The 17,307-nt window shown below is 72.1% G+C and carries 20 protein-coding genes and 1 pseudogene; 11 read left to right on the top strand and 10 right to left on the bottom strand.

The features are described from left to right. Positions 1-90 precede the first annotated feature (90 nt). A complete protein-coding gene (locus SRB5_RS20165) occupies positions 91-666 on the bottom strand; it encodes an ATP-binding protein (RefSeq protein WP_153454001.1) in 576 nt (191 codons plus the stop codon). 199 nt (positions 667-865) lie between these two features. On the opposite strand from SRB5_RS20165, the gene SRB5_RS20160 reads away from it, so the two are divergent. Together SRB5_RS20160 and SRB5_RS20155 are read left to right on the top strand one after the other, a co-directional pair. Beyond that, on the top strand, positions 866-1,117 hold the full coding sequence (locus SRB5_RS20160; protein WP_153453999.1) for a DUF397 domain-containing protein: 252 nt from the start codon (positions 866-868) through the stop codon (positions 1,115-1,117). 82 nt (positions 1,118-1,199) lie between these two features. Continuing rightward, complete coding sequence (locus SRB5_RS20155; RefSeq protein ID WP_323378184.1) at positions 1,200-2,105, top strand: helix-turn-helix domain-containing protein; 906 nt, start codon at positions 1,200-1,202, stop codon at positions 2,103-2,105. Positions 2,106-2,117: 12 nt separating this feature from the next. Here SRB5_RS20155 and speB read toward each other — a convergent pair whose 3' ends face one another. Next, positions 2,118-3,086, bottom strand: a complete 969-nt coding sequence (gene speB, locus SRB5_RS20150) for an agmatinase (RefSeq protein WP_153453997.1) — start codon at positions 3,084-3,086, stop codon at positions 2,118-2,120. Positions 3,087-3,201: 115 nt separating this feature from the next. Here speB and SRB5_RS20145 point away from each other — a divergent pair, with 115 nt between their 5' ends. Further along, on the top strand, positions 3,202-3,999 hold the full coding sequence (locus SRB5_RS20145; protein WP_153453995.1) for a phosphatase: 798 nt from the start codon (positions 3,202-3,204) through the stop codon (positions 3,997-3,999). Here the strand turns inward: SRB5_RS20145 and SRB5_RS20140 are convergent. Together SRB5_RS20140 and SRB5_RS20135 are read right to left on the bottom strand one after the other, a co-directional pair. Next, on the bottom strand, positions 3,996-4,877 hold the full coding sequence (locus SRB5_RS20140; RefSeq protein ID WP_153453993.1) for an acyl-CoA thioesterase: 882 nt from the start codon (positions 4,875-4,877) through the stop codon (positions 3,996-3,998). The two genes, SRB5_RS20145 and SRB5_RS20140, sit on opposite strands and share 4 nt — an antisense overlap. Before the next feature lie 10 nt (positions 4,878-4,887). Beyond that, a complete protein-coding gene (locus SRB5_RS20135; RefSeq protein ID WP_153453992.1) occupies positions 4,888-6,045 on the bottom strand; it encodes an acyl-CoA dehydrogenase family protein in 1,158 nt (385 codons plus the stop codon). Positions 6,046-6,207: 162 nt separating this feature from the next. Here SRB5_RS20135 and SRB5_RS20130 point away from each other — a divergent pair, with 162 nt between their 5' ends. Together SRB5_RS20130 and SRB5_RS20125 are read left to right on the top strand one after the other, a co-directional pair. Then, positions 6,208-7,131 (top strand): bifunctional helix-turn-helix transcriptional regulator/GNAT family N-acetyltransferase, encoded by a 924-nt coding sequence (locus SRB5_RS20130; RefSeq protein ID WP_153453990.1) that lies wholly within the window; start codon positions 6,208-6,210, stop codon positions 7,129-7,131. Between the two features lie 5 nt (positions 7,132-7,136). After that, positions 7,137-7,934, top strand: coding sequence for a sugar phosphate isomerase/epimerase family protein (locus SRB5_RS20125; RefSeq protein WP_153453988.1), 798 nt, complete (start codon positions 7,137-7,139; stop codon positions 7,932-7,934). Between the two features lie 70 nt (positions 7,935-8,004). Here the strand turns inward: SRB5_RS20125 and SRB5_RS20120 are convergent, their stop codons facing one another. Continuing rightward, entirely contained in the window at positions 8,005-9,429 is a 1,425-nt protein-coding gene (locus SRB5_RS20120) for a S28 family serine protease (protein WP_153453986.1), read from the bottom strand. A gap of 78 nt (positions 9,430-9,507) precedes the next feature. Further along, entirely contained in the window at positions 9,508-9,630 is a 123-nt protein-coding gene (locus SRB5_RS37170) for a hypothetical protein (protein ID WP_267132600.1), read from the bottom strand. 65 nt (positions 9,631-9,695) lie between these two features. Between SRB5_RS37170 and SRB5_RS20115 the strand changes: the two genes are divergently transcribed. Next, entirely contained in the window at positions 9,696-10,202 is a 507-nt protein-coding gene (locus tag SRB5_RS20115) for a DinB family protein (RefSeq protein ID WP_153453984.1), read from the top strand. On the opposite strand, the gene SRB5_RS20110 is transcribed toward SRB5_RS20115, so the two are convergent. Beyond that, a complete protein-coding gene (locus tag SRB5_RS20110; RefSeq protein ID WP_153453982.1) occupies positions 10,192-11,085 on the bottom strand; it encodes a glycerophosphodiester phosphodiesterase in 894 nt (297 codons plus the stop codon). The genes SRB5_RS20115 and SRB5_RS20110 overlap by 11 nt on opposite strands. Before the next feature lie 165 nt (positions 11,086-11,250). Between SRB5_RS20110 and SRB5_RS20105 the strand changes: the two genes are divergently transcribed. From SRB5_RS20105 to SRB5_RS20085, 5 genes are all read left to right on the top strand, one after another. After that, positions 11,251-11,664: a hypothetical protein gene (locus SRB5_RS20105; protein WP_153453980.1), complete on the top strand. Its 414-nt coding sequence runs from the start codon at positions 11,251-11,253 to the stop codon at positions 11,662-11,664. 82 nt (positions 11,665-11,746) lie between these two features. After that, positions 11,747-12,280 carry a PadR family transcriptional regulator gene (locus tag SRB5_RS20100; protein WP_323378183.1) on the top strand — a complete coding sequence of 178 codons (534 nt, stop codon included), beginning with the start codon at positions 11,747-11,749 and terminating at the stop codon, positions 12,278-12,280. Further along, positions 12,277-13,014, top strand: coding sequence for an ABC transporter ATP-binding protein (locus tag SRB5_RS20095; RefSeq protein ID WP_194292972.1), 738 nt, complete (start codon positions 12,277-12,279; stop codon positions 13,012-13,014). The genes SRB5_RS20100 and SRB5_RS20095 overlap by 4 nt, the downstream gene beginning before the upstream one ends. A 2-nt stretch (positions 13,015-13,016) precedes the next feature. Next, on the top strand, positions 13,017-14,789 hold the full coding sequence (locus tag SRB5_RS20090) for an ABC transporter permease (RefSeq protein WP_323378182.1): 1,773 nt from the start codon (positions 13,017-13,019) through the stop codon (positions 14,787-14,789). 83 nt (positions 14,790-14,872) lie between these two features. Then, positions 14,873-15,136, top strand: coding sequence for a DUF2630 family protein (locus SRB5_RS20085; RefSeq protein ID WP_323378181.1), 264 nt, complete (start codon positions 14,873-14,875; stop codon positions 15,134-15,136). Between the two features lie 136 nt (positions 15,137-15,272). On the opposite strand, the pseudogene SRB5_RS20080 reads toward SRB5_RS20085, so the two are convergent. From SRB5_RS20080 to SRB5_RS20070, 3 genes and pseudogenes are all read right to left on the bottom strand, one after another. Continuing rightward, a pseudogene (locus SRB5_RS20080) lies at positions 15,273-15,485 on the bottom strand (helix-turn-helix domain-containing protein); the annotation flags it as partial. 141 nt (positions 15,486-15,626) lie between these two features. Continuing rightward, entirely contained in the window at positions 15,627-16,010 is a 384-nt protein-coding gene (locus tag SRB5_RS20075) for a GntR family transcriptional regulator (RefSeq protein WP_153453974.1), read from the bottom strand. Between the two features lie 2 nt (positions 16,011-16,012). After that, entirely contained in the window at positions 16,013-16,960 is a 948-nt protein-coding gene (locus SRB5_RS20070; RefSeq protein WP_194292971.1) for a DUF1648 domain-containing protein, read from the bottom strand. Positions 16,961-17,307: the final 347 nt, after the last annotated feature.

The raw sequence follows: 17,307 nt of genomic DNA, 5'->3' as shown, positions 1-17,307 counted from the left end.
CGGATCGATCAGTCCGTCCGGTACTCAGACTAAGCACCAGGACCGACAACCCGGATCCGCGTGATTTTGTTTCCGGAGCAGGTACGGCGGCTACGCGGCCACGACGAGACAGGGATCACAGCTCCCCGTGAAGACCTCCGCGACCGTTGTCAGCCGGTCCGCGAGGGAGTACGGAAGCGACGGCGCGGAGCAGAAGGCGGCCCAGACCGCCTTCCCCTCCGGGCCCGGGAGCGTCCAGCCCCAGATATCGCTGACGGCGGCCACGAGCTGCAGTCCCCGGCCGGCGTCGGCGAGTGTGCTGGGCTCCGCGGAGTGCGGTGCGGGCCTGGGCCGGCGTACGCCGGGGTCGAAGGCCGCGCAGAGCAGAGCGTCGCCGTCCCTGAACATGCTCACGATCACCGGATGCGGCGGCGGCTCGGACCAGACCGGGTCCAGACCGTGCGCCATGGCGTTGACCACGAACTCGTGCGCCACCAGCTCCACGTCCGCCGACCGCTCGCGAAGACCCCAGTCGCGCAGGGTCGCCGCGGCGAACTCCCGCGCCAGCCGGGCGGACCCCGGCTCGGCCTCCAGCGTACGGGCGGCGTACGCCGCGTCCGCCGCCCACGGCGGGGCGGGGGCCGGTGCGGGAGCCGCACCGTCCGCCACGGACGCGATCGCTGTCATCCCTGAACTCCTCCGACGAGGATGTGATGTTGAGCGAACAGGCTTGCGTAAAACATCTTGAACGAGGTGCACTTACCGCTGCAAGTACATCTGCAATTTCACTGCACGCAGGTGCTCAGCACAAGACTGCGTGCGACATGTCCTTACGGGTGGCGGCAAACCGCCCGGACGGCGCGACAGACCATGGAGCGGACGCGCGATGCACCACAGCGGGGACCAGCGGTACGAGAACGGCATGCGGGCGACCACCGCGGCGGGCGCGGTCTGGCGCAAGGCCGGCGCCAGCAATCCGAACGGCGAGTGCGTGGAACTGGCCGGCCTGCCCGACGGCCAGGTCGCGGTACGCAACTCCCGCTTTCCCGGGGGACCGGCGCTCGTCTACACCCGGGCGGAGATCGCCGCCTTCATCCGCGGCGCGAAGGACGGTGACTTCGACGACCTCGCCGGGTGAACCGCCCGGTAGCCGAAGTCCCCGTTCCCCATAGGTACTTGAAAGGTGGCCTTCACCCCCCTTCCGGTGCAACACTGACCCGGTGACGGCACTCCTACCCGACCCCGCGGCGGACCGCGGACCGGACCGGCAGCAGGAGCAGCGCGGTGGACCCACCGTGCTGCGCATCGTGCTGGGCACGCACCTGCGCCGGCTGCGTGAGGCCCGCGGCATCAGCCGCGAGGCCGCCGGCGAGGCCATCCGCGCCTCGCACGCCAAGATCAGCCGCCTGGAGCTGGGCCGCGTCGGCCAGAAGGAGCGCGACGTCCGCGACCTCCTCCTGCTGTACGGGGTCGGCGAGCCGGAGCTGGAGGAGTATCTGCAGCTCTGCCGCCGCGCCGCGACGCCCGGCTGGTGGCAGCAGTACAGCGACGTGATGCCGGCCTGGCTGGAGACGGTGCTGGGGCTGGAGGAGGCCGCGGCCGTCATCCGCAACTACCAGGTCCAGTTCATCCCCGGCCTGCTGCAGACCGAGGAGTACGCCCAGGGCGTCACGGCGCTGGGCCAGGCCCGCGGCTCCGAGCGCGCGATCGCCCGCAAGGTCGAGATGCGCATGCGCCGCCAGCAGATCCTCCGGGCCCCCGGCGGCCCGAAGCTGTGGTTCGTGGTCGACGAGTCCGCCCTGCGCCGGCCGCAGGGCTCGCCCGGCGTGATGAAGCGCCAGCTCGAGCACCTCATCGAGGTCGCCGCCCTGCCCCATGTCACGCTGCAGGTCGCGCCGTTCGAGATCGGCGGCCTGGCGTCGTCGGGCGGTCCGATCACGATCCTGCGGTTCCGTGAGCCGGACCTCCCGGACATCGTCTATCTGGAGCAGCTGACCAGCGCCCTCTACCTCGACAAGCGCGAGGACGTGGAGAACTACATGGTGGTGATGGACCGCCTGTCGGCCGCCGCGGAGAACGACGAGGACAGCGTCCGCTTCCTGAAGGACCTGGCCGCCGAGCTCTGAGACGTCGTCCCCTCAGGCCGCCCGCTCCGCCGCGATCTGCCGGGACATGATCGTCGTCAGCTCGTACGCCGTGTGCGACGCCGCCACACAGGTGATCTCGGCGTGGTCGTACGCGGGCGCCACCTCGACCACGTCCGCCGACACCAGCCGGCACGACGACAGCCCGCGCAGGATCTCCAGCAGCTCCCGCGACGTCATCCCGCCCGCCTCCGGCGTACCCGTGCCGGGGGCGTGCGCCGGGTCGAGGCAGTCGATGTCGATGGAGATGTACAGCGGCCGGTCCCCGATCCGCTGGCGCAGCTGGTCGGCGACCTCGTCCGCGCCCCGCCGGTAGACGTCCGCCGACGTGACGATCCCGAAGCCCATCTTCGCGTCGTCCGTCAGATCCTGCTTGCCGTACAGCGGTCCACGGATCCCCACGTGCGACAGCGCGGACGTGTCCAGGATCCCCTCCTCCACCGCCCGGCGGAACGGCGTGCCGTGCGTGTACGCGGCGCCGAAGTACGTGTCCCAGGTGTCCAGATGGGCGTCGAAGTGCAGCAGAGCCACCGGACCGTGCTTGGCCGCCACCGCCCGCAGCAGCGGCAGCGCGATCGTGTGGTCGCCGCCCAGCGTCATCAGCCGGGCGCCGCCCGCGAGCAGTTCGCCCGCCGCGTGCTCGACGGTCTCCACCGCCTCGTTGATGTTGAACGGGTTGACCGCGATGTCCCCCGCGTCCGCCACCTGCGCCAGCGCGAACGGCGAGGCGTCCTGCGCCGGGTTGTACGGGCGCAGCAGCCGGGACGCCTCGCGGATGGCGTTGCCGCCGAAGCGGGCGCCGGGCCGGTAGGACACACCGGAGTCGAAGGGGACGCCGACGACGGCGACGTCCGTACGCTCCACCTGGTCCAGGCGCGGCAGCCGGGCGAACGTGGCCGGACCGGCGTAGCGCGGGGTGCGGGAGGAGTCGACGGGGCCGCGGGGCTCACTGGCACTGGTCATGTCTTCGAGGGTAGGACGGCGACGGCCCATCCTCATCTGTACACCGCGCACGAGGATCGCCCCCCGTTTTCGCCCTCGTGGCCAGCCTCTCACCCGGACGGGTGAGAATGGCCACATGTCGACTGCATCCACCGTCCCCAGCCGCGCCGAACTCATCGACCATCTCGTACGGACCCGCATCGCCGGAGACGTCGCCACCACCCGCGACCACAACCTGCACAACTACCGCGAGCTCGCCGCCGGAAACCCCCGCTACCTCCTCGGCCTCGACGTCAACGAACGCTGGACGAAGGAGCAGGTGCTGGAGCTGATGGCCACCCGCGTCGGCGTCAACCCCGACCCGGGGCACACCACCGGCGCCGACACCATCGACGTGGAGCTGGTCGTCGACGGCCTGGACCGGATGGCGACCGTCCTGCGCAAGGCCGCCGACACCCGCCGCCGGGTGCTGGTCGCGACCGGCCACCCCGGCGGGCTGCTGGACGTGCACCGGGCACTGTCCGCCGCCCTGGTGGCCGCCGGGTGCCCGCTGGTGTCCGTACCGGAGGGGCTGTGGGTGACCGACACGTCCGACGAGTCGTCGGGCCGGGTGCAGCAGTTCTGCGGCGTCGCCGTGCTGGAGCGGGGCGCCACGCTGTGGCACACCCACGCCCCCGAGCCGATGTGGGCGATCCTCGACGCGCTGCCGGCCGACGGGTGGCCGGAGCTCGTGGTGGCGGACCACGGCTGGGCGGGCGGCGCCGGCTACCGCGGCATCGACACGGTGGGCTTCGCCGACAGCAACGACCCGGCGCTCTTCCTCGGCGAGGCGGAGGGCACGCTGCAGGTCGCCGTACCGATGGACGACCATGTCGCGGACTCGCGCCACTACGAGCCCATGACGGCGTACCTGCTGGCGGCGGCGGGTCTCTAGCGGGGAACCCGCACCACACCCTCCTGGATCACGGACGCCACCAGCCGCCCGTCCCGGGTGAAGATCCGGCCCCTGCCCAGTCCCCGGCCGCCCTGCGAGGTCGGGGACTCCTGGTCGTACAGCAGCCACTCGTCCGCCCGGAACGGCCGGTGGAACCACATCGCGTGGTCCAGACTCGCGCCCACGACGTCCCCGACCGCCCAGCCGCCGCGGCCGTGGGCGAGGAGGATGGAGTCGAGCAGCGTCATGTCCGATACGTACGTCATCAGGCAGGTGTGCGTCAGCGGGGTGTCCACCTCGCCGGACAGGGTGCCGTTCGTCCGGAACCACACCTGCGACCGCGGCTCGCGCGGCTGCCCCGCCGTGGCGAACGGCGGCTCCTGCGCGTACCGCAGGTCGACGGCCGCCCGCGCCTCCAGCAGCCGCTCGGCGACGCTCGGGTGCAGGAAGCGGTCCGCGTACCGGGGCAGCGTCTCCTCGGCCGTCGGCAGCGTGTCCGGGTCCGGGGCGGGCGGCATCGGCTCCTGGTGCTCCAGCCCCTCCTCGTACTCCTGGAACGACGCCGACAGATGGAAGACCGGCTGCCCGTGCTGGACGGCCACCACCCGCCGGGTGGTGAAGGAGCGCCCGTCGCGGATCCGGTCGACCGTGTAGACGATGGGCGCCCCCGGGTCGCCGGGGCGCAGGAAGTACGCGTGCAGGGAGTGGGCCGTGCGGTCCTCGGGGACCGTACGGCCGGCGGCCACCAGCGCCTGGGCCGCCACCTGGCCGCCGAAGACGCGGGGGACGATGGCCGAGCGCGAGAGACCGCGGAAGATGTCCTGCTCGATCCGCTCGAGGTCGAGCAGATCGAGCAGGTCGTCGAGTGCCTTGCTCATACGGTAATGATCACAGGCCCATGGACTTGGCGACGATCGAGCGCATGACCTCGCTGGTGCCGCCGTAGATCCGGGTGACGCGGGTGTCCGCGTAGAGCCGGGCGATCGGGTACTCGTTCATGTAGCCGTAGCCGCCGTGCAGCTGCAGGCACTTGTCGATCACGACGGCCGCCCGCTCGGTCGCGAACAGCTTCACCGCGGCGGCGTCCGCCACCGACAGCTCGCCGTCGTCGTGGGCGTCCAGCGCGCGGTCCACGTACGATTCGATGGCGTCGACCTCGGCCTTGCAGTCGGCGAGGACGAACTTGGTGTTCTGGAACTCGGCGACGGTGCGGCCGAAGACCGTGCGGTCCTTCACGTACTCCGTGGCGAACCGGACCGCGGCGGCGGCCTGCGCGTACGCGCCGACGGCGATGCCGAGGCGCTCCTGCGGGAGGTTGTGCGTCAGATACGAGAAGCCCTTGCCCTCCTCGCCCAGGAGGTCCTCGACGGGGACCTTGACGTCGGTGAACGACAGCTCGGCGGTGTCGGAGGACTTCAGGCCCAGCTTGTCGAGCTTGCGGCCCACCGCGTAGCCCGGGGACTTGGTGTCGACGACCAGGATCGAGATCCCGCCGCGGCGGTCCTCGGGGGTGGCGGGGGCGGTGCGGGCGCAGACCAGCACGCGGTCGGCCTGGACGCCGCCGGTGATGAAGGTCTTCGCGCCGTTCAGCACGTAGTGCGTGCCGTCCTCGCTCAGCTTGGCGGTGGTCTTCATGCCCGCCAGGTCGGAGCCGGTGCCCGGCTCGGTCATGGCGATGGCGGTCATCATCTCGCCGGAGACGAACGCCGGCAGCCAGCGCTTCTTCTGCTCCTCGTTCGCGTACTTCAGCAGATACGGCAGACACAGCGCCGTGTGCACGCCGGATCCGCCGAAGCTGACGCCCGCGCGGGCGCACTCCTCGCTGATGATCGCCGTGTACTTGAAGGACGTCTCGCCCGCGCCGCCGTACTCCTCCGGCACCTCGATGCCAAAGACGCCCAGCTCGCCGAGCTTCTTGTAGAACTCCCGCGGCACGGCGCCGGCCGCGCTCCACTCGGGGTAGTACGGCACGACCTCGGCGGCGATGAAGTCCCGGATCGTCTCGCGGAACGCCTCGTGGTCTGCGTTGAACACCGTCCGCCGCATGTGGCCCTGCCCTCCATCGTGGTACGCGTGCCTAAGCGCTTGCTCAGTTTCCATGAAGCTACCGGGGGGTTTCCGGGCTGTCCAGCGTGCGCCGGTGTGATGCGGGCTATCCTTGCCTTCCAGCAATGCTTGCCTAAGGGCAACTATCTGCGGAGGCATCCGATGACCCTGGACCCGGCCGTCCGTGAGGTACGCGCCTTCAACCGCGCGTACACCCGCCTCATCGGCCTCCTCGACTACCCGGCCGCGCTGCGCAGCCCGTACACCCTCACCGAGGCCCGCGTGCTGTACGAGCTGGCGCAGGGGGAGCGGGTCGGGGTGGCGGAGCTACGGGCGGGGCTGGGGCTGGACGCGCCGCAGACGAGCCGGATCCTGCGGCGGTTCGTGGACCGGGGGCTGGTGGTACGGGAGCGGGCGGGGCGGGACGCGCGGTACCAGTACGTGGCGCTCACCGAGGAGGGGCGGCGGGTGCAGGGGGTGCTGGACGAGCGGTCGAGCGAGGCCGTCGCCGGGCTGCTGGCGGGGCTGGGGCCGGGGGAGCTGGCGGGGCTGACCGACGCGCTGCGGACGGTGCGGCTGGCGCTGACGGCCGGGGAGCGGACCCGGGAGGTGGTGCTGCGGGAGCCGGGGGCGGGGGAGCTGGGGTGGATCGTGCAGGCGCACGGGGAGTTGTACGCGCGGGAGTTCGGGTGGGACGGGGACTTCGAGGCGCTGGTCGCGGGGATCGTGGCGGACTACGCGGGCGGCCGTGACCCCGCGCGGGAGCGGGTGTGGATCGCGGACCTCGACGGGCGGCCGGTGGGGTGCGTGATGTGCGTGGCGGACGCGGCGCCGGACACCGCGCGGCTGCGGCTGCTGCTGGTCACCCCGGACGCGCGCGGGCATCGGGTGGGTACGCGGCTCGTCGACGCCTGTATCGGCTTCGCGCGGAGCGCCGGATACCGGGAGCTCGTGCTGTGGACCAACTCCGTTCTCGGCTCCGCCCGGCGGATCTATCGGGCGGCCGGCTTCGAGCTCGTCGCCGAGAAACCCCATCGGAGCTACGGCGCGGAGCTTGTCGGCCAGGACTGGCGTCTGCTTCTTTAGGGGACATGCGACTCGCCTTCTCCACCCTCGGTCTGCCCGCCACCGACCCGGCGGAGGTCCTGCGGCTCGCCGAGGCCCACCGCTACCAGGGCGTCGAACTCCGCTGCCACGCCGAGGAGCCCGTCCACCCCGGGATCACCCTCGTCGAACGGGCGGACCTGGCCGCGGCGTTCGCCAAGGCGGGCGTGGAGATCCTCACGATCGCCGGGTACGCGAAGATGTGCGCCCCCGGCGACGACGGGCCGGTCCTCGCCGAGGTCCGCTCCCTGCTCGCCCTGGCCCGCGACCTGGGCGCCCCGTACGTACGCGTCTTCCCCGGCGCCGGCTCCGTACCCGCCGTCGAGGCCGACCCGACGGCCGTACGGCGGCTGACGGCCCTGGCCCCGTACGCCGCCGACCTGGGGGTACGGATCCTGCTCGAGACCCACGACAGCCACCGCACCGGCGCCGGCGTCGCGCGGATCCTGGACCGGGTCGGGCATCGCAGCGTCGGCGCCCTGTGGGACGTACTGCATCCCTGGCTGGGCGGCGAGGAGCCGTCCGACACGCTCGCCGCGCTCGGTGAGCATCTGGCGTACGTGCAGGTCAAGGATGTGGCCGGGCGGGAGGACACCGCGCCGCTGCCGCTCGGGGCGGGGGCGCTGCCGCTGGGCGAGGTGCTGGCGCGGCTCAGCGAGTCGGGGTGGGACGGGTGGCTGTGCTGGGAGTACGAGAAGCGCTGGTTCCCCCAGGCGCCCGCGCTGCCGGGGCTGCTGACGCCGGGGCGGGAGCATCTGCTTCAGCTGCTGTCGTACGCGGCCTGAGGCGGGGGACCCCAGTGGCCGGCCCCGGACACGACGCGTCCGGGGCCGGCGTAAGACGTACGACGGGGACCTACCGCAGCGGCTCCCGCCCCGGCGCGCAGTCCGCGCACCGGTCCAGCTTCGGGTCATGCTTGGCCAGCGGCTTCGCCTCGGCGACCACCGCGTCGCTCAGCCCCGCCCACTCCAGCACCGACGCCGTGGCCTTCGCCCGGTCCTCGGGCGCCAGCCCCGCGATGTTGGCGCCGTGGTTCATCCCCGGCGCGGTGTAGACGTACGAGTCCCGCGCCGTCGGCCCGAAGCGGAATCGCTCGGCGCCCCACGGGTCGTTGGAGCCGTACACGTACAGCATGTGGTTCGCCCGGGTCCGTACCCACGTGTCGACGTCCCGCATCACCGACGGCTCGAACGTCACCGGGATCGAGGACGGCACGAAGTTCCGCGCCGGCTGGTACCCGTACCGCGTCAGGCCCTTGAGGTGCGGCATCGTCAGCGACGGCGAGCCGAGCTGGGTGGCCGCCTGGTAGTAGTACGGGGTGTACGCCTCCAGGCCCTGGTCGGTGTAGAACGACCAGCCGGAGATCGCGTCGATCACGTCGTACAGCTCCTGGTCGGTGGCCGTGGCCGCGACCGGCAGCCCGGCGCAGTCGGCCTCCAGGCTGTACTGCCAGAACGCCCAGGTGAAGTCGAGGACGACGGCCTCGAACGCCTTGTCCAGCGTGCCGACGGTGGTGAACGTGGCGCCGTTCTCCGCGGCCCAGTCGGCGTACATCCGCTCCATCGGCTCACGCCGGATCAGCGCCTCGCGCTGGATGTTGTCGAGCTTGGCGCGGCACTCGGGGGTGCCGACGGTTTCAAAGAACTCGTCGTACGCCGAGTCCTCCTTGTTCACCACGTCGTTGGGCGCGACGTACGGGACGACGCCGTCCATGTCGGCGGGGTAGAAGCGCTCGAAGTACGTGGCGGTCATGCCGCCCTTGCTGCCGCCGGTGGCCAGCCAGTTCTTGTCGTACAGCGGCTTCAGCGCCCGGTAGATGCGGTGCTGGTCGCTGGCCGCCTGCCAGATGTCCAGCTTCGACCAGTCGGCGGGGTCGGGGCGGGACGGGCTGAAGAAGCGGTACTCCATCGACACCTGGTTACCGTCGACGATCTGCGTCGGCTCACGGCGCGAGGGGCTGGTGGAGACGCTGTAGCCGCCGGTGTAGAAGACGGTGGGCCGGGACGCGTCCTTGTGCAGCAGGGTGATCCGCTGCTGGAACGTTCCTCCGTCCGGATCGCGGTGGTCCACCGGCTGGGTGTAGTTCAGCACCCAGAAGCAGTATCCGGTGTACGGCTTCTCCTGTATCAGGCTCATTCCCGGGATCGCCAGGACCTGTGCCTCGACCTCGTCGCAGGTCGCCGCCTCGGTCCCGGCCTCCGCGGCCCCGGCGGACCCGCCGGCGGCGACGGTGCCGAAGAGCACGGCCAGGGACAGCAACCCTCTGAGAGTCTTGCGCATGCGCCTCCCCTTACGTATCGCGCCGCGATGTCATTCACGGCAACGCAGGGGAACCTATCCGGGGGTTGGGCCCGGCGGCTAGGCCGCGTCGGGGGCGAGGGCGTGGGGGAGCTCGTCGGCGTAGTCGTAACCGGGCTTCAGCACGTGCTCCGCGGCGAGTTCGGCGAGGTGGGGGTACGTGCCGGCGGGCAGGTCCCGCACGATGTCGCCGGCGATTGCGGGGTGCCGCAGCGCGGGGGTGCCGCAGGGCCGTACCGTAAGGACGCATGAGCGCTAACCCCTCCGTGGACCCCGCCGTCTTCCATGCCGAACTGCGCGTCCAGTTCGAGGCGTTCCTCGACGAGCACCGGCTCGCCCTGCACGACAGCCTGGACGGGCTGACGGAGGAGGAGGCCAGGCGCTCGCTGGTGCCGTCGAAGACGACGCTGCTGGGGCTGGTGAAGCACGCCACGTTCGTCGAGAAGGTCTGGTTCGACGCGAGCATCACCTGCCGCCCGCGCAGCGAGATCGGCATCCCGGACCACCCGGACGAGTCGTTCGACCTCGCCCCCTCGGACACGATTGCGTCGATCCAGCGCTCCCACCGGGAGGCATGCTCGGCCTCCCGCGAGGCCACGGCGCCTCTGACTCTGGACGACATCATCAAGGGCAACCGCCGGGGCCCGCTGCCGCTGCGGTGGGTGTATCTCCACGTCGTGCGGGAGCTGGCGCAGCACTGCGGGCACGCGGAGATCCTGCGGGAGCAGATTCTGGCGGCGCGGGTCAGCGGCTGATCGTCTCGATGTCGTGCAGCGTGCCGGGGTTGTCGGTGATGACGCCGTCGACGTCCATCGCGAGGAACTTCCGCATCTCCTGACCGGTGTCGAGGGAGTACGGGGCGATGCGCATGCCGAGGTCGTGGACGCGGTCGATGAGCTTGCGGTCGGTGAGGTCCTTGCGGGGATTGATGTGGTCGGCCCAGGAGGCGGCCTCGACGAGGGCGGCGTCTGTGGGCTTCACGCCGTACAGGATGGCGACGGGGACTTCGGGCAGGAGCTTGTGGATCGCGCGCACTGAGCTCACCCGGAACGACTGGATGATCAGCTTGCGCTCGGCCACTGCCTGTGTGAGATAGCCCGGGCGGCGCTTCAGTTCGCGGGCTATGTCCTGCTCGACGCCTAGGTCCTTGATCTCGAGGAGCAGCCCGGAGCGGCGGCCGATCCGCCCGACGAACTCGCCGAGCGTGGGCACCCTTTCGCCGGCGAACTGCGGCGAGAACCACGACCCGGCGTCGAGCCGCTTGATCTCCCGGAGGGTGAAGTCGCGCACCCGGTACGGGGCCCGGCCCGGGAAGACGTCCTCGACGTCGGTGGTCCGGCCGAGCCCTTCGTCGTGCATGACGACCAGCCGGCCGTCCCTGGTCCGCCGCACATCGGTCTCGACGAAGTCGGCGTGCTGGGCGACAGCGAAGTCCACGGCGGCGAGGGTGTTTTCCGGCGTGGACCCGGAGGAGCCGCGGTGGGCGTAGACGGCGACCCGGTGGGGGATGGGGCGGCGGGCTTCGGTCATCGGGGCGGTGTTCGCGGCGGAATCGCCGGCGTTCAGGCCGACGACCGACGAGACGACGATCGCCGCACCGGCGAGGACCGTGACGGGAAGTCGTGTCGGGACACGCACGATGGAGCTCCTCGGAACTCGGGGGGAGGGTTCCTGCTCCCTTCCGACGCTGATGGACGAGGGGTCCCGGGGCGTGACGGGGCTGTGAATCGGCCGTGATGCTTCGAGAAACGGGGCGCGCGGACGGGCCTGTTGGTTCGGCGTCGGATCCGGTTGAATGCACGGATGACGGACATCTGGACAATTACTTGGGCGTTCGCACTGGGCGGACTGGCCGTCGCGCTGGTCATCAGCGGCAGGCAGGACCGTCTGACGGCTCACCTCATCGACGGTCGGACCATTCGGATCGCCTGTTCGGCGAAGGGTCCGCAGGCAGGCGGCTGGACGCGCGGCAGGCTCGTCATCGGCTCCGGCTCGTGGTCCTGGGAACCTCGCGGCGAGCGTGGGGAGACCCGGAGTCTGCCGCCCGACCTGCACCTGGGCGAGGTGCGGCGGCCGTCCGGGCAGGAGCGGCGGGGGCTCCACTACCGGGCCCTCGTCGTCGAATTCGCGTCGGCCGACGGTGTCGTACAACTCGCAGTGGTGCCCGGCGAGGTGGAGCACGTGCTGATGGCGCTGGAGCGTCGAGCCCCGGCCTGAGATGCGGTGGCGCTGTGCGGTGGGGCGCTTGACGGCTGAATAGCTAACCGTTATCTATTAGATCTCGCAGAGAGGCCGGCAAGTGCAGGACGTGGTACTGGCGTTGCTCGTCAAGGCGCCCTCGCACGGGTACGACCTGCGGGGACGGCTGGCCGCGGCGCTCGGGCCCCTGGGGGACGAGCTCAATCCGGGGCAGGTGTACGTGACGCTCGGGCGGCTGGAGAAGGCCGGGCTTGTCGTGCAGGTGCGGGAGGACGTGCCCGTACGGGGGCCGCGGCGCAGGGTGTACGGGGTGACCGAGGCGGGGCTGGCGCGGGTCGGCGGGTGGCTGGGCGAGAGTGCCGGGCCCCGGGCGGACGTTGCCGAGTTCCACCTGAAGCTGATCGCCGCCGCCGAGTCGGGGCTGGCCGATCCCGTCGCGCTCGTCGACGACCGGCGGCGGGAGCTGATGGGCGCCCTCGCCGAGACCCAGCGGGCCGTCCTCGCGTACGGCACGGGCGCCGAGCCCGCCCTGCTCCTGGAGGGCGTCGCCCTCCGGCTGCAGGCCGATCTGCGCTGGCTGGAGGCATGCGGGCGGGTCTGGGCCGCCCGTACCCCGCGAGGAGGAGACGCATGACGACAGGTACGGGACCGGCGCTGCGCGCGGTCGGGCTGACGCGTACGTACGGGGCCGGCGAGAGCCTCGTACGGGCCGTCGACCACGTCGACCTCGAGGTGCCCGCCGGGCAGACCCTCGCCGTCACCGGCCCGAGCGGCTGCGGCAAATCCACCCTGCTGCAACTCCTCGGCGGCCTCGACCGGCCCACCGGCGGCGAGGTCTGGCTCGGCGGCGACCGTATCGACCACCTCGGCGAACGCGCCCTCGCGAGGCTGCGCCGCCGCTCCGTGGGCTTCGTCTTCCAGGCGTACCACCTGATGCACGAACTGAGCGCCGCCCAGAACATCGAACTCCCCGCCCTGCTCGCCGGCGCCTCCCCCCGCACCGCCCGCGACCGCGCCGCCGGCCTCCTGGACCGCGTCGGCCTTGCCGACCGCGCCCGCCATCTCCCCTCCGAGCTCTCCGGCGGCCAGCGCCAACGCGTCGCGATAGCCCGCGCCCTGGTCAACGACCCCCTGGTCGTCCTCGCCGACGAACCCACCGGCAATCTCGACACCGCCGCCACCCACGACATCCTCCGCCTCTTCGGCGAACTGCGCGCCGCCGGCCAGACCCTGGTCATGGTCACCCACGACGAACGCGTCGCCGCCACCGCCGACCGGATCCTCTCCCTGCGCGACGGAACGGTGGCCGACGACACGCGGCCGGCCGCCGGCGCGGGCCTCGGCGCGATGCTGGCCTGGAAGGACTGACCGTGGGACAGCTCCTCGCGGCCTGGCGCCTGATCCGGCGCGACCTGCGCCGCCACCCCGGCGAAACCCTCCTCTTCCTGCTCGCCGTCACCGTCGCCGCCACCGCCCTGACCCTCGGCGTGGCCACCGACGACGCCGTGACCACCGCGTACGCGAAGACCCGCGCCGCCACCGCCGGCCCCGACATCCTGATGACGACGACGGATCCGGACCCCGCCGACTACGTCGAACGCCTGCGCAGGATCCCCGAGGTGAGGGCGGTCGGCGGCCCGTTCTTCGCGTACGACACCACCGTCGGGGCCCACGGCCGCTCCGTGCACGCCGGCGCCGAGGGACGCGACGGCACCCGGCCGGCGGTGGACCGGCCGCTGGTGACCTCGGGCGGCTGGGTGCGCCCCGGCGGGGTGGTCGTCGAGCGTGGGTTCGCGCGGGAGCTCGAGGTCCGGGTCGGTGACCGCGTCACCGTCGGCGGGCGGGAGATGCCGGTCGTCGGTACGGCGATCAGCGCGGCCACCGGGGTGTACCCGTGGAGCGACCGGGCGCAGGGGCCCGGGCCGTCGGACTGGGGCGGCATGGTCTGGCTGACCGACGAGGACGCCCGGGCGCTGGCGGGGGACGATCCCGGCGTCCGGCTGATCCAGGTCAAGCTGGCCGACCCCGATGCGACGGACGGCTTCGGCGACCGCCTGCGCGAGCGGGGCGTTGTGCCCGACGGCTGGTTCAACGTGCTGCGGTGGCAGAACATCCTGCGCACGGACACCGCGATGATCCAGGGCACCCGGCCCACCCTGGTCGTCGGCGGCACGCTGCTGGCCGTCGCCGCGATCGTCACGCTCACGGCCCTCGCCGTCGGCCGCACCGCCCGCGACAACCGGCGGGCGGCACTGCTGAAGGTCGTCGGCGCCGGTCCCGGGACGATCACCGCGGGCCTGCTGGCGCAGTATCTGCTGCTCACCGTCCTCGCCACGGCGCTGGGCCTGACCGCCGGCACGCTGGCGGCGCCGCACTTCGTCGACCCGAGCGACGGCCTGCTCAACACCGCGAGCGCCCCGGCTCCCGGCACCGTCCTCTCCGCGCTCGCCCTCGCCGCCGCGGTCGCGGGGACCGGCGCGATCGGCCCCGCCCTGCGGGCCACCCGCTTCAGCACCGTGCACGCCCTGGCGGACCCCGCGCACCTGCTCACCCACCACCCTCGGCTGAACGCCGTGACGGCCTATCTGCCGACCTCGCTGCTGCTCGGCGTCCGGCTGCTCGCCCGCCGCCCGGGACGCGCGGTCCTGGCGGGAGCGGGTGCGGCGGCGACCGCCGCGATGATCACGGCGCTGCTCGCCTGGTACACGGCACTCGCCGCGGCCCCCGACGCCCTGCGCTTCGGCCCCCTGGAGGTACGGACCGACCGCACCGGCCAGACGCTGCTCGCCGTGACGCTCACGCTGGTGGCGCTGTCCACTCTGAACACCGTGCTCCTCGGCTGGAGCACAGCCGTCCAGGCCAGACGGGCGCTGACCATCAGCCGCACGCTGGGGGCCACACCGGGGCAGGTCGTGACGGCGCTGTGCGTCGCCCAACTCCTGCCCGCCGTACCCGGGGTGGCGGTGGGGATGCCCGCGGGTCTGGGGCTGTACTGGCTGTTCGGGGAGACGTACACACCACCGGCGAGCTGGCTGCTCGCGGCGGCGGCCGGGATCCTGGCGGCGGTCGCGGCGCTGACGGCGCTGCCGGCGTGGGTTCATTCGCGTAGTCCGGCGGCCGGGGTGCTGCATTCGGAGTCGTGAGGGGTGCTGTCGTGTTTGTCCTGGTAGGTGGCACGATGGGGGTGCTGTATTGATCGGGCATTTCCGGGGACAGGGAGGGAACCGTGGCGGGACAGAACGCTGAGGCCGAGAAGCGGATACTCGGGCACATCCACGAAATGATCGCGGAGGAGAAGGACCTGCGTGACCGCCGGGCGAGCGGGGACAACGACCCCGTGACCGAGCATGCGCGCCTCGCGGCCCTGGAGGTGGAACTCGACCAGGCTTGGGACCTGCTGCGCCAGCGCCGCGCCCGGATGGCGGTGGGGGAGGATCCGGAGGGGGCACAGGTGCGGTCGGCTTCGCAGGTGGAGGGGTACTTGTCCTGAGGCGGTCCGGGGTGGTGAGCGTTTGGCCGGTGGGGCGGGAGCGTGCTGACGTCCTGCCTCGCCGCCGCTCCGGGGCGGTCGGGCCGCTTGGCGCCGGCGGATGAAGGACCGCCGGCCTCGGGGACAGCACGCCACTCGCGTTCAGTGCCTCGTCGGCGCGGTCGATGAACTCCGGTTGCGCGATCCGGCGTCCCTGCTCGATTGAGTCGGTCGGCTCCGCGCTGCAGCCGAGGCGGTCGGCGAGTTCTGCCTGGCTCAGACCGGCTCGCTCGCGATGCAGCCCGATCTGCCGGCCGAAGCCGCGGAGGAAGGCGATTGCGTCGTCGTAGTAGCGCGTGGTGTCGGCCATCGTGAGCCTCCTGAGTGGGTGCGTATGGACTCACGTTACTGTCGGTGACGTATCGAATATGGATATGCACAGGGAGGGTCGCCCGAATGTGTGCTCGGGTTATCCACAGGCTGCTGTTGAGCCCCAGCCGCGGGGGCGCCATCAGCCCCCGCTGTCGGGCGTCGTGGTGGCCGACAGGCAGTTGTGCACCAGGGACACCAACTCCTGGTCGGTGAGGCCGAACTCCCGCGCCTGGGCGATGAGACCGTGTACGGCCTCGGCGATCCGGGCCTGGCCCGCGATGCCCGGCGCCGCGGTGATCACCGCACCCCGGCCGCGGCGTAGCTCGATCAGACCCTCGTCCCGCAGGCGCTGGTAACCGCGCAGAACGGTATGCATATTGACGCCCAGTGACTCGGCGACCTCACGGGCGGGTGGCAGCCGCTCGCCCGGGGCCGCCGTACCGTCGGCGATCGCCCCCCGTACGCAGGCGGCGATCTGCTCGCCCAGCGGAACGGGGGAGTTCGAAAGGACCCGAAACAGCATTCCTACTCACGCCCCGATGCCTGGCGGTCCACCAACCCGTTGAGCAGCGCGGCCCCGGTCGTCGAGTCGTCGACGGTGACCACGTATTCGCGGCCTCCCGTCGTACGGACCGCGAGCGCCTCGCCCGAACGCAGCATAATTCCCCGCCGGTTCGGGAGTATGCGGTAGCCCCAGCCGCCGAAGTCGCCCATGGCGTCGACCCGGACGCTGTCGGCACCGACGATACCGCCGAGCGGCACGGCGAGCCGCGGCCTGGGTAGGACGGTGGAGGCGACGGTGAGCCCGCGCCGGTCGACGGTGACCCGGAGGGCGGCGAGCGGCGCGCAGAGGAGACCGACGACGAGCAGCACCACTCCTGCCTGCCAGGGGCCGATGAAAACGGTGAACAGCCCGCCGAGGGTGACGAGGGCGGTGGGGATCAGCAGCGCGCGGGAGACCATGGTGCGGCTCCAGGATGCGACCTCACCGTCGGCCAGTTGGAGCGCGGAGACGTGCTGCGCGGGTTCGGGACGGGGGCCGCTGTCCGTCAGCCGCCAGGCGAGGGCGCCGGTGGCTGCACCGGCGAGCAGGAGTACGGCGACGTGCCAGAGCGGCAGGTGTACGGCTGCCGGGTCGCGGACGTCCGCGTTGACGACGACGGTGAGGACGAGGGGGTAACCGGCCGCGACGGCGGTGCCGGCGCCGGCTGCGGCGATGAGCCTCGCTCCGGGGCCGTCCTTGGCGATGAGGGCGAGGGTGGTGAGGAGGAGTCCGAGGCCGAGGAGGAGGGCGGTGCCGATCCAGAGGGCGGTGGTGCGGTTCGTGAAGCTGTCGGGGGTACCGGTGCCCGTGAAGTGGGTGGCGATGCGGGTGGGCAGGCGGTCCTGGTACGTCAGGAACGTGGCGACGTAGGCGGTGGTGGCTGCGGCGAACGGGATGGCTGTCAGGGTGCATCTGCGGGTGGTGGTCATGCGGCTCCCCCTTGTTCCTATTGAAGTAGAACAATGGCAGCTTACTTCAGAAGGTCGCGCCTTCAACCCCGGGGTCTCTGGCGGGGGCGGGCGTCCGGGGCGCGGCTCCGGCGCCGCCGGCTCCCCGCGCCCGCGGCCGCCGGTTTCGGGGTGACGTTGTCGCCGTAGCCGGCGGGGGGCTGGGCCCGGGCGGGGGCGGTCTGCTTCCCCGGGGGTGTACGCGGCGTCGCGCCGCCGGCTCCCCGCGCCTGGCGGCGCGGGGCAGGGGCCCACCCACATGCCGCCCGTTTCTGGGGGTGGGGGTCACCGCAGCCGGCGGGGGGTTTGGCCCTGGTGGGGTGGGCGTG

The sequence above is a fragment of the Streptomyces smaragdinus genome (assembly GCF_009604385.1).
Classification (GTDB): Bacteria; Actinomycetota; Actinomycetes; order Streptomycetales; family Streptomycetaceae; genus Streptomyces; species Streptomyces smaragdinus.
The sequence above is the reverse complement of the archived record's forward strand: the minus strand, read 5'-3'. Positions and strand labels throughout refer to the sequence as shown.

Coding starts and splice junctions, on each gene's coding strand:
- speB (WP_153453997.1), bottom strand. CDS start 3,086: ATGACCAGTGCCAGTGAGCCCCGCGGCCCCGTCGACTCCTCCCGCACC.
- SRB5_RS20105 (WP_153453980.1), top strand. CDS start 11,251: ATGACGGACATCTGGACAATTACTTGGGCGTTCGCACTGGGCGGACTG.
- SRB5_RS20145 (WP_153453995.1), top strand. CDS start 3,202: ATGTCGACTGCATCCACCGTCCCCAGCCGCGCCGAACTCATCGACCAT.
- SRB5_RS20130 (WP_153453990.1), top strand. CDS start 6,208: ATGACCCTGGACCCGGCCGTCCGTGAGGTACGCGCCTTCAACCGCGCG.
- SRB5_RS20165 (WP_153454001.1), bottom strand. CDS start 666: ATGACAGCGATCGCGTCCGTGGCGGACGGTGCGGCTCCCGCACCGGCC.
- SRB5_RS20135 (WP_153453992.1), bottom strand. CDS start 6,045: ATGCGGCGGACGGTGTTCAACGCAGACCACGAGGCGTTCCGCGAGACG.
- SRB5_RS20115 (WP_153453984.1), top strand. CDS start 9,696: ATGAGCGCTAACCCCTCCGTGGACCCCGCCGTCTTCCATGCCGAACTG.
- SRB5_RS20075 (WP_153453974.1), bottom strand. CDS start 16,010: ATGCTGTTTCGGGTCCTTTCGAACTCCCCCGTTCCGCTGGGCGAGCAG.
- SRB5_RS20125 (WP_153453988.1), top strand. CDS start 7,137: ATGCGACTCGCCTTCTCCACCCTCGGTCTGCCCGCCACCGACCCGGCG.
- SRB5_RS20070 (WP_194292971.1), bottom strand. CDS start 16,960: ATGACCACCACCCGCAGATGCACCCTGACAGCCATCCCGTTCGCCGCA.
- SRB5_RS20140 (WP_153453993.1), bottom strand. CDS start 4,877: ATGAGCAAGGCACTCGACGACCTGCTCGATCTGCTCGACCTCGAGCGG.
- SRB5_RS20095 (WP_194292972.1), top strand. CDS start 12,277: ATGACGACAGGTACGGGACCGGCGCTGCGCGCGGTCGGGCTGACGCGT.
- SRB5_RS20160 (WP_153453999.1), top strand. CDS start 866: ATGCACCACAGCGGGGACCAGCGGTACGAGAACGGCATGCGGGCGACC.
- SRB5_RS20120 (WP_153453986.1), bottom strand. CDS start 9,429: ATGCGCAAGACTCTCAGAGGGTTGCTGTCCCTGGCCGTGCTCTTCGGC.